Here is a 13,057-nt window from a genome sequence, read left to right as displayed (position 1 = left end):
AGTAGTCCAAATTATCCTTATAATTTGGGCTACTATTAATTTCATTAATACGGATTTTTTTGATAAAAATAATTTGGTTTATGAATAATATTAGGAATTGGTTGATGGAAAATATGCGTTGTAGCTGGCGATATAGGTGGAATTAACCATGTCCAGTTGCCCGTGACGTCGCGATTTGATTTCCCTTCCTGCTCTTGAAACAGCTTAAATTGCTGTGCCGCTGTATGATGGTCGACAATGCTTACCCCCGCCTCCTTAAAGGAATGCAGTACAGCAATGTTCAATTCCACTAAAGCACGATCCTTCCATAATGAACTATTTGTCTCACGCTTCAGTCCCATTACATCTGCTACTTTTGGCAAACAATTATAACGATTGGTATCTGCCAAATTACGCGCGCCAATCTCTGTGCCCATATACCAGCCATTAAACGGCGCGGCCTCAAAATCAATGCCGCCACAATTAAAACGCATACTCGAAATAATCGGCACCGCATACCATTTTAATTGAAGCTCTTGAAAGGCAGGATACTCGGGATGTGTAATGTCTACTTCCAGTACATATGATTTAGGGATCTCAAACCATTTCGGCTGTTTACCATCTACCTGAATGACGAGTGGTAACACATCAAACGGTGTGCCTTCCCCCTGCCAACCAAGGTTCAAGCACTGTTTTGTAAAAGCAACCGAATCCGGATCACCAATAATGCCCTTCGTTGTTTCATACCCTGCGTAGCGGATGAGTTGGTGATTCCAAACGCGTACCTTCTGTGGTGCAAACACTGTAATAGCAGGGCGAATTTTCCCTTCGTTTGTTGCATATTCAATATGTCTCAGTAATGCGCGAAAAATATCTTCCTCGTTTTGTAAACTACGTTCATCAAATACATGCAGTGACTGCCAAAAAAGACGCCCAATACATTTATTGCTATTTCGCCAAGCAACACGCGCACCAAATTCTAATTCATCAAAAGTTGGTTCATAGCTGCCGGTTACCTGGATTGGGGCTACACGCTGCTGTAACCATGCTTCACTCATTTCTTTTTCTTGTTTATATTTAGTTAAAAACTCCAGCGCTTCTTGTCGTTCACGTTCATTTTTTAATAATAAATTCATCTTCTGACGCCTCCATTGCCTTCATTTTAGAAGAAGGCATATCCTGCTGACAATGAATGTAGACAATCACAAAACATGTATTTTTCATATATGACTAATAATGGACAAAAAACAAGCGGATAAGGGCGATCTATTTTACTCCTCCTACATGCCAACTACTTTTCACTTCACTCATCAAAAATTCTACAAACTCATCATCTTTGACTAACCATGCTTTTTCGTGTCTTTTTAAATGCTGTTCTGCTTCATCAAAGCTGGTGAAGGATTGTTCCATTTTTGTTTTATTTTTTTCGACAGTCCAGTTGCTATCGTCCATCGGGTAAAGTAAAAAAATATCCTCGTTTCGATTTTTATATAATGAACCGAATGAAGCATATTTTAAGTTATAGCGATTCCGCTTGGCATCTTCTGGAATCGCATCTAGATGAAATGTACCTGTGACAAATTGCTGATAGGCTTCTTCATTGAGTGTGCAGCCTGCTGCTTTTTGATGCCCTCCACCACCGTACTTACTAGCGATTTCCGATACATCTACATGGTCATGAATCGTACGGAAGGCGATTCGTTTACTACCTATATTGACGATTGCAATATAATCGAGATGGGAATGCTCTTTGCTTAGTTCATTTCCTAACTCAGAATGATACGATTCCGCATACACGATACCAGCAAAGTACCCATCTACCTCACTCTGTACGATTTCTCTCTTTTTCCGACGAATATAACGCTCTATGCGATCTTCTTCCATATTCAATAATTTCTTTTCAAATTCATCGAAATCAAAGTGTTCCTTTGTACGCAACCGTTCAATCATCGTTTCTTCAAATTCGTCAATCGACACTAAAAAGAATAATGAATTAAGCAGATGTGCTTGATGGTTGTCGTTTTTCTCCCATTCCCACGTATCATATTGTCTTACTAATTCCACAAATTCTGTTATCACGTCTGTTGCTTCTAAATGCTTATGCTTGACCAGATAGTCATAAAATAAGGAAGTCGCTGATGTTAATTGCCCTTCCTCATCTTCTACCACGACATATCCCCAACCGGATTCATTCAAATGCAAAGCGGTCTTATGATGGTCAAGCAATTGAATATTCCTTTTTTCCTCATACGCTTCACTTAATCGTTTCTCATTTTCTTCATTTGGCGATAAGTCCGTAATAAATAAAAAGGTATGTGGGTATTCTTTTTCTAAATAAAATTCAATTTCTCGGTCAAGTGATGAGATCGAATTGTAGCGTACCTTTACTTGCTTCCCAAAAGCAAGCTTTGCTAGAATACCACAGCTCACCCCATCTAAATCGTTATGGGATAATAATTTATACATTAGCTTCACCTCAACACGTAGTATGGTTGAAAAGCGTAAAATCATTATTTATTTTTTGGGGGTACCCGGTACTTCCCCGGTACTATGGTGGTACTTTCCCGGCACTTCCCCGGTACAAAGGTGGTACCAACTATTATTTCTCTACTACCGCCACATTCACTTCGCCGACAAGTGTGTTACTAATTGTACAGCCGCGCTCAATCACTTTTAATAGCTTCTTTTTATATGCTGCTTCCAAAGTGGACGGGAATACAACATCTACATGAAAATCAGTAAAGCGATTTTCTACACCTGCTTGCTTGGATGCGCGTACATCAATCTCTATTTCATTTAAATTGGCTTCTACACCGTCGCGCTCTAACACTTTTTCAAGCGTAATCGAAAGGCATAGTGCAACAGCCCCTTCAAGTAATTCTTTTGGGGATAATCCTTGCTGATCCGGTGCTTTACTACCGTTTAATTGTACGCCACTTGCATTGGCAATTTCATTTGTTCCTTCGTTCCATATTAATTTGACCATTGTTTTTCCTCCTCTGCATAATGGCAGGCCACTTTGTGTTGTGGGCGAATTTCACGTAATGCGGGTACTTCCTGACGGCACCGCTCTGTCGCAAACGGACAACGTGTGTGAAATACGCAGCCGGACGGCGGATTTAGAGGAGATGGAATTTCCCCCTTCAATACAATCCGTTCCTGTTTTTTCCCAGTTGGTACTGCTGAGAACAACGCCTTTGTATAAGGGTGAAGTGTTTCAGCAAACAAATCATCTGTACAGGCTTCCTCTACAATTGTCCCTAAATACATAATGCCAATCCGATGTGAAATATAGCGCACAACACTAATATCATGTGTAATAAACAACATCGTTAATTGCATTTCTCGTTGTAACGCTTTTAAAATATTTAAAATTTGTGATTGAATCGATACATCAAGAGCAGACACTGGCTCATCACAAATCATTACTTTCGGATTCATAATCAGGGCACGGGCAATGCTTAAGCGTTGACGTTGCCCACCAGAAAACTCATGTGGATAGCGATAATAATGCTCCTTTTGCAATCCGACAATGTCTAAAATGCGAAACACTTTCTCTATCCGTTCTTCCTTATCGCCTAGACCATGAATAATCAATGGCTCCTCTAACGTTTGACCAATGCGCTTTCTTGGGTTGAGTGAAGAAAACGGGTCTTGAAATACTAGTTGCAACTCTTTTCGGAACTTACGCATTTCACTTTTCGAAAGCTTTACTAAGTCTTTCCCTTCATACAATACTTCCCCTGCTGTTGCTGGGGTTAAGCCTAAAATGGTGCGCCCTGTTGTACTTTTACCTGACCCAGACTCACCTACTAAGCCATATGTTTCGCCTTCATAAAGCGTAAGCGAAACATCCTTGACCGCATGAACAGTTTGTTTCACACCACCTAATTTACCGAACGGACCGTAGACAGGGAACTGCTTTTGTAATGACTTTACTTCGATTAATGGCTTTTTCGTCATTATGCCCAGCCTCCTTTTTCGGCATCGTATAACCAGCATTGAACACGTTGTTGATCGGCCATTTCAATGACTGGCGGTGCACTTTCACGACATAAATCCGTTGCAAACGGGCAACGTGTCGAGAAGCTACAACCTTTTGGTACGTTTGTCAGTGGTGGCACTGTTCCTTGAATGACCTGAAGCGGTGCATGACGATCCCCATCTAATTCAGGCTTTGATTTTAATAACCCTTGTGTATAGGGATGTAACGGATTAGCAAATAGTTGCTCTGTTGTTGCTTCCTCAATAATTTGACCTAAGTACATGACCTTTACACTTTGACAAATTTCTGCCACAACACCTAAATCATGTGTAATGAATAGCACGCCCATGCCTAATTCTTTATTTAACTCCCCGATTAAATCTAAAATTTGCGCTTGAATCGTTACATCTAATGCCGTTGTTGGTTCATCTGCAATTAACAACTTAGGACGACAAGCAAGCGCCATCGCAATCATCACACGTTGCTGCATGCCGCCCGATAATTCATGCGGATATTCATCAATACGGCGCTCTGGTGACGGGATGCCTGTTAAACGCAGTAAATCAATCGCCTTTTCTCGCGCTTCTTTTTTAGATAAATATTGGTGAAGGCGTAACACTTCCACAATTTGATTGCCGATTGAATAAACAGGATTTAATGACGTTAACGGGTCTTGGAAAATGATCGAAATATCATTCCCTCGAATAGAACGCAGCTTTTTTAAAGGCATCGACAATAGATCTTCTCCTTCAAAATAAACCGCTCCATCGTACTCTACCGGATCTGTATGTTCTAATAAACGGATGAGCGATTGCGACATGACACTTTTGCCACAGCCGGATTCGCCGACAATCCCGATTATTTCTCCCTTTTCAACCGTAAAATTCACACCACGTACAGCTGTCACAAGGCCACGGTCCGTATGAAAATGAGTTTGTAAATTTTCAACCTTTAATAACGTCATATTATTGGCCTCCCTTTACCGCTTGACGACGCTTACGTTTACGTGATGGAATGTTTTTCGTCCGAGGGTCTAAGAAATCACGTAGTCCATCCCCTAATAAATTCAGCGATAGTACAGCTAACACAATAAATACGCCTGGTACGATAACCATCCACCACGCTTTAAAGATAACTAGCTTACCTGCTTGTAAAATGTTACCCCAGCTCGGCTCCGGTGCTGGAATCCCTGCGCCTAAAAAGCTTAAAGCCGCTTCTGAAATAATCGCTTCTGCAAATACAAATGTTGCCTGAACAAGTAGTGGTGATAATGTATTCGGCATAATATGTAGCCAAATAATGCGCGTGTTGCTTGCCCCTTGTGCATGCATCGCTTCAATATACGTTTGCTCTTTTATCACGAGTGCCGATGAACGGACAACCCTCGCGATATTCGGCGTAAATACCACGACTAAAGCAATCACGACATTGATGGCGGATGCACCTAATGCTGCCATTAACGTAATCGCAAGTAAAATACCAGGAATGGCAATGAGCCCGTCACAAATACGCATTAATACATGGTCAAGCCACTTATAATAACTTGCATACAAACCGATGATTAGACCAAATAAAGAGGATAAAAATGCGACAATTAAACCAACCATTAATGATACACGTGCACCATAAACAATTCGTGTAAATAAATCTCGACCAAATTCATCCGTACCGAACCAATTGTCCGCGCTTGGCTCTAATAAACGACTCGTTACTTTCATTTCATATGGATCTGCCGTTAAAAAATAAGGACCGATCAGTGCAAGCAATAAGAGAACGATAAAAATAAACCCGCCTACAAGCAATCCTTTATTGCTCTTGAATTTCTTCCAATTCAAGGCGCGTTGTTCTTTTTTAAACGCTTTTGATAGCTCCACCATTTGTTGTTTTGAATAAGTAGTCATCTCTCTCACCTCATCACTTGCGATCTAAACGTACACGCGGATCCACAACACCATAGAGTAAATCAATTAGTAGGTTAATAAATACATAAAGGAGTGTCACCATTAACACAACCCCTTGAATCACGGTATAATCACGACGTGTAATCGAATTAATAATCAATTGACCTAGCCCTGGAATGTTAAAAATCGTTTCTACAACGACCGCACCTGTTACAAGTGTCCCAAATGTTTGCCCGATCACCGTTAAAATGGGTAAAAAAGCATTGCGGAAAGCATGCTTCAGTAATACATTCCATTCTTTTAACCCTTTTGCTCGTGCTGTTTTAATATAATTTAAGTTTAGTACATCAAGCATCGATGAACGTGTCATCCGTGTAATCAAGGCGGCTTGAATGGTTCCAAGTGAAATCGCTGGTAGCACTAAATACTTTAAATGCTCGATAAGCCCCTCTGATAAAGGTTCGTACCCTGCAATCGGTAACCATTGTAATTTCACACCAACGACTAACATTAATAATAAGCCTAATAAAAAGCTTGGCACAGCCATGCCAAGTAGCGAGACACTCATCAATGTCGTATCGGTGAATGACCCTCGTTTATACGCAGCAATTACCCCGAACGGAATTGCTAATATAAGGGCGATTACCTGCGCAAAAATCGCCAATGATAAGGTGGGTCCGATATGCTCTTGAATCGCTTCTGTTACAGGCTGTTTCATAAAAATAGAATTACCTAAATCGCCTTGAAAGACGCCCCCGACCCATGAGATATACTGCTCATGTAACGGACGATTATAGCCTAACTCTTCATTTAACTGTTCGATTTGTGCAGGTGTCGCTTCCATGCCTAAAATTGTGGCAGCTGGATCACCCGGTGTAATATGAATAATGATAAAAATCACGACCGATACAACAAATAAAACAGGAATGATGGAAAGTAGTCGTTTTACTATATACGCTAACATTGAATCTCCTCACATTTAAAAAGGTAGAAAAGGAGAGCTAAAAATCGCTCCCCTCATCATTCATTTATTATTCTGGTACTTTAGCATTCCATACAACTGGTGCCTCGAATAGCTCGAACCCTTCAATTTCCTTATTGACTGCTACGACACCGTTATAGTGACCTAACACTGTTGATGTTGCATTTTCATACATATATTGTTGTACTTTTTCCCATTCTGCACGTGCTTCTTCCGGTGTTGCTGCACTGCGAATAGCGGTTAAACCGTTCGCTATATTGTCATCTTTTAAGCCAGCCCAATCAGGTGTTACCGCTAATAATTGTGGTGGTGTAATTTGGTATCCTGTACTTGCTAAGAACATATCCCATTTGCTTGTATCGCCCTTTGTTTCAAGGAATGTTGGGAAGTCGTAGTTATCAACACGTACATTCATGCCTAGCTGACGTAATTGCTCTTGAATAACTAATGTTCCTGTATACATTTCGTTATAATCTTTCGTTGTTAACAACACGATTTCTTCGCCGTTATAACCAGCCTCTTCAAGTAATTTCTTCGCTTTTTCAGCATTTGCTTGATTGTAATATTCTGCACCAGCCTCTGTTGTCCATTGTGTTTGTCCCTCACTTAAGTAGCTTGGTGATAATGAATATAACTCTGGCTTCGCAAAGGCAGCTAACATAATTTCTTCATTATTTAATGTAGCTAAAATGGCCTCACGAATTTTTTGGTCTGCTAGTACGCCTTCTGTTGTATTAAAGAAGGCTGTTAAAGTACCACCTGGGAACGTTTGTAATTCAACGTTTGGATCTACATCTAATTGATCATAGTTTTCAATCGGAATACTATCTGCCACGTCGTATTGACCTGTTTGCACACCTGCAATACGTGTTGCATGGTCCGTTACGAAATGATATGTCAGTTTTTCTGTTGGTGCTGAAATGTCACCTGTAAAACCACTTGGTTCACCTGCATTTTCAACCGCTACATAATCTTCAAATTTCGCTAATTGAATGTATTGGTCTTGCTTCCATTCTACAAATTTGTATGGGCCTGTACCGATATATTCAGAGAAGCCTTCTGCTGTTGCCGTATCCACGATTTCTTTTGGCATAATCGACGGGAACTGTGCTTGAGAAGCCATTAAAACCAATACATCGGATGTTGCCTGTTGCACATCCAATTGGACTGTATATGGGTCTACTTCTGAGAAGTTTGCTCCTTGTAATAATGATTTTGCACGAGATGATGTTACTAACCAACGATTCATCGAAGCGACAACATCTTCTGCCACCATTTCCTCACCGTTATGGAATTTTACCTCTTCACGTAGCTTAATTGTGTACGTTTTACCATCTTTACTTACTTCATAGGATGCCGCTAACACAGGTACTGGATTATAGTTTGCATCTAATTGGAATAATTGCTGATAAATATTCCCTGCGATATCAAGTGCCACCGCTGATACTGTTTGTGCTGTATCTAATGTTGGTGGTTGCGCTGTAATCGCAATATTTAATTCATCTTTATAAACAACATCTTCTTGTGATTGCTCTGTGTCATTTGTCTTTTCTGTTGCGGATTCGCCACCACACGCCGCTAAACTAAGCGCTAAAAGAGCCGCTGCTAAAGGCGCTTGCCATTTTCGTAATTTCATATAATAAATCCCCCTCGTTAATCCCTACAAATTTAATATGTTTTATGAAATTAGTTTACTCATTTATTCCAACCAAGTCAATACGAATTATTCTGAAAATGAAGAATTAGTCATAGTATTTGGAATACGTTAATTTCCTTTCCGAATAACTCGCCTTCATTTCCATTAACTAGCAAGTTCCTTTTAGTAACCGCCCACTAAAAAATCACGCTTATTATGTACTAAATTATTGATATTATCCACATATCGGATTTAAAGGGGTTCTTAAAATGGTTTTTAATTACATACTCATAACGAGCAAACACAAAAACATATATTACCATTTTAGTAACCGTTGCTTTCCGCTGCGGCACTCGCTTTCCACGGGCGAGATCAAGCCTCCTCGTCGCTCATCCTTCGCTCCTGCGGGGTCTTGATTGTCTCGCTTTTCCCGTAGGAGTCTCGTGCCTCCGCTACAAGCAACTATTGTTTAATACAAAATTAGTTGCTCAAAAACAACGAAAGATTCTCATTGATTACAGAAAAGGTTAGGCAGATTATACGTATAAACGGAAAGAAAATGATTTCTTTTAGAGAAGAGAAATGTTCTTCTAGAATATCGAGAAGTATTTACTTTTGCCGTAGCGCGCCATAGCCACAGGAGCCTTAACAGGAGATCCAAACAGGCCACGCCTGTTTTAGCTCCTGTGTAGGCTGTGGCAAAGCGCGGAGGCTACGATACCACTTTAGTTTAATATCTTTTATTACCCTAATGTTATTTTTAGGATGTATTTTTGCTCATTACGAGTTACATATACCGTTTCTTTACGTACAATTGAACTAATAACATTTCAATATTTAACCAATTAACAAACATGCTAGTTCAGGAGGAAGTCACTTTGTTGAAAATTTTACGGATCATATTTTCCATCGTTACACTTGCATTAGCGGCGTATGGATTGATAACAAAAAATTTCGAGTTTCAAGCATATATGATTTTATTTTTAGGCTTAACCATGTTCGTAATAAGCATCCAAGAATTCCAAAAGCGACAAAAATTAACAGGCGGATTATTGTTAATAGTCTTCTTGTTTTTGCTATTTGTAGCAATTAAAAGTTTTATATAGTGATAGGAAAAACTATGAGAGGTGAAGTGGTATGAACGAAAAAGAAACACCAAATGAAAGAAGAGAACGTTTACGACAAAGTGAATTAGAAAAGAATCCTACTGGTTCCCTAAATGACGGATTGAATAGAGCAAGCAATGGAAGCTTACCTGATGTAACAGGTGGTATGGGGTGGAAAGGTACAGGGATATTAATCGTCGTTTTATTCTTTGGCTATATTGTATACAAAATGATCTGGTAAATCCTCAATATTAATAGAAAAACAGCAACAGGACTGAGCCTGTTGCTGTTTTGTTAGTTTTCTTCTACTTCTTTACGATTTTTCTTGAGCATTTTAGATAGTACTTCATACACAATTGGTACAACTACTAACGTTAATAGTGTTGAAGATAATAGACCGCCAATTACAGTAATCGCAAGGTCTTTCGAAATAAGACCGCCGCCTGCGCCACCAAACGCCATTGGTAACATCGCACCGATTGTCGCAATGGCTGTCATTAAGATTGGACGAAGACGCGTTGCCCCCGCTTCCAGAATAGCCGCACGCATTGTTAAACCGTCGCGTTCCATATGAATAATACGGTCTACAAGTACGATGGCATTCGTTACAACGATACCGATTAACATCAGAAGCCCCATCATAACGGATACAGAAATAGTTTGGCCTGTTGCCCATAAACCGACCCACGAACCAATGACCGTAAACGGTAATGAGAATAGGATGGCAAATGGCGCAAGACCTTCACCAAATGTAACAACAAGGATAAAGTATACAATGGCAATCGCTGCAAGCATTGCGATACCCAGTTGCGTAAATGTTTCAGCCATATCAGCTGCTACACCCGCAACACCTGTTGTAACCCCTTTTGGTAAATCAAGTGCATCCACCTTTTTATCGGCTGCAGCTGTTGCTTTCGAAATGTCATCACCGATAATTGTACCTGATACCGTTGTGAAGTATTCACCTTTTGAACGAGATAAGGCATTTAGTGTTGTATCTTCTTCTACTTCTACTAGGTCACCAATTTTCATTGTTGTTCCAAGAGCCGTTTGAATTTCAGTTGCTAATATATCATCTAAAGATAGTGCAGCTGCTTTTGCCTCACGTTGCACGATGACATTAATAGCATTACCGTCATGTTCAACGGTCGTTAACACTTCTTTTGTTGACGTTGTATTTAATGCCATCACAATTTGTGCGGTTGTTAAACCGTATTGTAATACGTTTTGTTGCTCTACTTTTAATACGTGCTCCACATACGCATCTTCAAAGTCTGATGTCACATCCTCTAAACCATCGACTTCTTTCAGCGCACCTTCTACTTGTTTTACCGCTGCCGCTAAATCATCTAAATCTTCACTATATAATGTATAGCTTACTTCATTTGATGACATCGACATCGCTGAGAAGTTTTGTGATTTCCACTCACCTGATTGACCGATGTTGAATACATATTCTTCTACTTCTTCGCGCGCTGCTGGGAAGTCTTTCATGTCTGGGTCAAAGATTAAGTACATTAATGCACCGCTTCCGCCGCCACCCATCATCATCGCTGCTGGGTCAACATTTTCAGGATCATTAATCGATACTTGTAAAATATCAATATCATCACGTTTTAATAGTTCTTTTTCGACAACTTCAATATTCGCTGTCGTTTCTTCCATTAGCTCACCCGTGCCTGGTGTATACGTTAAATACACAACTTTTTCTTCTTGTGAACCCATGAAGCTAAAGCCAATTAACGGGGTTAAAGCTAATGAACCTACTAACATTACAACCGCTACAATCGATGTAATCCATTTATGATTTAAACATTTTTCTAAGAAGTTACGGTAGGCTACTGCTAGTTTTCCTACTTCTTTATGCTGACTTTCTGATTTCTCACCGTATAATTTTTTACGGAATAAGAAATGTGAAAGTGCTGGTACAATGGTAATCGCTACAACTAACGATGCACCTAATGCAAACGTCATCGTTAACGCAAATGGCATGAATAGTTCCCCAACCATCCCGCCTACGAAAATAAGTGGTGCAAATACTGCAACTGTTACTAACGTAGAAGACATAATTGGTTTGAACATTTCAATTGTCGCCTCACGAATTAAAGCACGACCTGTTAATTTTTCTTCTCTTAAGTGCATACGACGGTAAATATTCTCTACTACTACGATGGAGTCATCAATGACACGACCAATGGCAACCGTAATCGCACCGAGCGTCATAATATTTAGCGTAATATCCATCCAGTTCAATAGCAGTAATGCCATAAAGATTGAGACTGGAATGGAAACAATTGAAATAATCGTTGATTTGAAATCACGTAAAAATAGTAAGATGATTAATACCGCAATGGCACCACCAAACACCGCTTTTTCAATCATCGTGAAAACAGAATCTTCAATTGGTGCACCTTGGTCTAATGAAATATCTACTTTTAGACCATCGATTGCTTTTTCTTCTTCTTGCATTAACTCTTTCACTGCATTAACAACTGTAACCGTATTCGCCTCTTGCCCTTTTACAATTTGAATGGCAATGGCATCGTCACCATTTGTACGAGAAACAGATTGTACTTTTCCTTCTACTTCAATTGTCGCAATATCACCTAAACGAACAAATGGTGAAGGCTGTGTTGCACTCGGTGTCACAGGAATTAATAATTCTTTTAATTCATCCACCGATTTCACTTTCCCGTCAACGGAAACTGCTTGCTTCCCTACTGTGAAATCATATAAACCAAGCGATAGTGCCATATCACTTGCTTGAATCATTTGTTTAACTGTATCTTCCGTTAAACCAAGCGCTTCCATTTTCGCTTGATCATAAGTGAAGGATACTTGCTCGATGTGCTGACCTGTAATTGTCGCAGATGCTACACCATCGATTTTTTCGATTTTCGGTAATAATAAATCTTCTACTGTTGATGTTAATTCAACAATATCTTCTTCTGTACTACTTACTGATAATGCAACAACCGGCATCATGTTCATGCTGATCGCCATAATTGTCGGCTCTTGCACCTCTTCTGGCAATGTGACATTATCCAGTGCCGACTCTAACTGGCGCTTTTTCTCATCCATGTCGATACCATATTCATACTCGACCTGTACTTGTGCCACATTGGATGAGGAAGTCGAATAGACCGCCTTGACATCTTCAAGACTTTCTATGGCCTTCTCAAAAGGAACCGAGACTTCATCCATTACTTGTTCAGGCGTAGCCCCTGGATAGACCCCCACCACGATTAAATACGGAATCGAAATATCGGGAATCGACTCCATTTTCATTCGTGTACCTGAATAAATACCTGAGACTGTAATAATGATTGTCAGCAACCAAACAGCCAGCTTATTTTTCAGAACAAAATTAACTAAACCCTTCACTATCGCACCTACCTTAGTTTGACTTTAATTATACATTTATTTATACTAATGACCAGTTGGTCAAAAGTCAATAAATCGAGCGGG

The 13,057-nt window shown here is 39.9% G+C and carries 11 protein-coding genes; 2 read left to right on the top strand and 9 right to left on the bottom strand.

The window, feature by feature from the left end; genetic code table 11:
• Positions 1-44: 44 nt before the first annotated feature.
• The 8 genes from ACQQ2I_RS01435 to ACQQ2I_RS01400 all read right to left on the bottom strand — a co-directional run bounded on the left by ACQQ2I_RS01435 (position 45) and on the right by ACQQ2I_RS01400 (position 8,483).
• Positions 45-1,115 carry a nitric oxide synthase oxygenase gene (locus ACQQ2I_RS01435; RefSeq protein ID WP_431028781.1) on the bottom strand — a complete coding sequence of 357 codons (1,071 nt, stop codon included), beginning with the start codon at positions 1,113-1,115 and terminating at the stop codon, positions 45-47.
• Between the two features lie 130 nt (positions 1,116-1,245).
• Positions 1,246-2,445, bottom strand: coding sequence for a DHH family phosphoesterase (locus tag ACQQ2I_RS01430; RefSeq protein WP_431028780.1), 1,200 nt, complete (start codon positions 2,443-2,445; stop codon positions 1,246-1,248).
• Positions 2,446-2,578: 133 nt separating this feature from the next.
• Complete coding sequence (locus tag ACQQ2I_RS01425; protein WP_431028779.1) at positions 2,579-2,965, bottom strand: OsmC family protein; 387 nt, start codon at positions 2,963-2,965, stop codon at positions 2,579-2,581.
• Positions 2,953-3,942 carry an ABC transporter ATP-binding protein gene (locus tag ACQQ2I_RS01420; RefSeq protein WP_431028778.1) on the bottom strand — a complete coding sequence of 330 codons (990 nt, stop codon included), beginning with the start codon at positions 3,940-3,942 and terminating at the stop codon, positions 2,953-2,955. The genes ACQQ2I_RS01425 and ACQQ2I_RS01420 overlap by 13 nt, the downstream gene beginning before the upstream one ends.
• Entirely contained in the window at positions 3,942-4,928 is a 987-nt protein-coding gene (locus tag ACQQ2I_RS01415) for an ABC transporter ATP-binding protein (RefSeq protein WP_431028777.1), read from the bottom strand. The genes ACQQ2I_RS01420 and ACQQ2I_RS01415 overlap by 1 nt, the downstream gene beginning before the upstream one ends.
• A 1-nt stretch (position 4,929) precedes the next feature.
• Positions 4,930-5,865 carry an ABC transporter permease gene (locus ACQQ2I_RS01410; protein ID WP_431028776.1) on the bottom strand — a complete coding sequence of 312 codons (936 nt, stop codon included), beginning with the start codon at positions 5,863-5,865 and terminating at the stop codon, positions 4,930-4,932.
• Between the two features lie 13 nt (positions 5,866-5,878).
• A complete protein-coding gene (locus ACQQ2I_RS01405) occupies positions 5,879-6,829 on the bottom strand; it encodes an ABC transporter permease (protein WP_431028775.1) in 951 nt (316 codons plus the stop codon).
• 67 nt (positions 6,830-6,896) lie between these two features.
• On the bottom strand, positions 6,897-8,483 hold the full coding sequence (locus tag ACQQ2I_RS01400; RefSeq protein WP_431028774.1) for an ABC transporter substrate-binding protein: 1,587 nt from the start codon (positions 8,481-8,483) through the stop codon (positions 6,897-6,899).
• An 854-nt stretch (positions 8,484-9,337) separates the two neighbouring features.
• On the opposite strand from ACQQ2I_RS01400, the gene ACQQ2I_RS01395 reads away from it, so the two are divergent.
• Together ACQQ2I_RS01395 and ACQQ2I_RS01390 are read left to right on the top strand one after the other, a co-directional pair.
• Positions 9,338-9,589, top strand: a complete 252-nt coding sequence (locus ACQQ2I_RS01395) for a DUF3953 domain-containing protein (RefSeq protein WP_431028773.1) — start codon at positions 9,338-9,340, stop codon at positions 9,587-9,589.
• Between the two features lie 31 nt (positions 9,590-9,620).
• Positions 9,621-9,830 (top strand): DUF6366 family protein, encoded by a 210-nt coding sequence (locus ACQQ2I_RS01390; protein ID WP_431028772.1) that lies wholly within the window; start codon positions 9,621-9,623, stop codon positions 9,828-9,830.
• A 53-nt stretch (positions 9,831-9,883) separates the two neighbouring features.
• Here the strand turns inward: ACQQ2I_RS01390 and ACQQ2I_RS01385 are convergent, their stop codons facing one another.
• Positions 9,884-12,973 (bottom strand): efflux RND transporter permease subunit, encoded by a 3,090-nt coding sequence (locus tag ACQQ2I_RS01385; protein ID WP_431028771.1) that lies wholly within the window; start codon positions 12,971-12,973, stop codon positions 9,884-9,886.
• Between the last annotated feature and the right edge of the window lie 84 nt (positions 12,974-13,057).

This window comes from Lysinibacillus sp. LZ02 (assembly GCF_050613145.1).
In the GTDB taxonomy this organism is placed as follows: Bacteria; Bacillota; Bacilli; order Bacillales_A; family Planococcaceae; genus Lysinibacillus_B.
The sequence above is the reverse complement of the archived record's forward strand: the minus strand, read 5'-3'. Positions and strand labels throughout refer to the sequence as shown.

Coding starts and splice junctions, on each gene's coding strand:
- ACQQ2I_RS01435 (WP_431028781.1), bottom strand. CDS start 1,115: ATGAATTTATTATTAAAAAATGAACGTGAACGACAAGAAGCGCTGGAG.
- ACQQ2I_RS01430 (WP_431028780.1), bottom strand. CDS start 2,445: ATGTATAAATTATTATCCCATAACGATTTAGATGGGGTGAGCTGTGGT.
- ACQQ2I_RS01425 (WP_431028779.1), bottom strand. CDS start 2,965: ATGGTCAAATTAATATGGAACGAAGGAACAAATGAAATTGCCAATGCA.
- ACQQ2I_RS01420 (WP_431028778.1), bottom strand. CDS start 3,942: ATGACGAAAAAGCCATTAATCGAAGTAAAGTCATTACAAAAGCAGTTC.
- ACQQ2I_RS01415 (WP_431028777.1), bottom strand. CDS start 4,928: ATGACGTTATTAAAGGTTGAAAATTTACAAACTCATTTTCATACGGAC.
- ACQQ2I_RS01410 (WP_431028776.1), bottom strand. CDS start 5,865: ATGACTACTTATTCAAAACAACAAATGGTGGAGCTATCAAAAGCGTTT.
- ACQQ2I_RS01405 (WP_431028775.1), bottom strand. CDS start 6,829: ATGTTAGCGTATATAGTAAAACGACTACTTTCCATCATTCCTGTTTTA.
- ACQQ2I_RS01400 (WP_431028774.1), bottom strand. CDS start 8,483: ATGAAATTACGAAAATGGCAAGCGCCTTTAGCAGCGGCTCTTTTAGCG.
- ACQQ2I_RS01395 (WP_431028773.1), top strand. CDS start 9,338: ATGCTAGTTCAGGAGGAAGTCACTTTGTTGAAAATTTTACGGATCATA.
- ACQQ2I_RS01390 (WP_431028772.1), top strand. CDS start 9,621: ATGAACGAAAAAGAAACACCAAATGAAAGAAGAGAACGTTTACGACAA.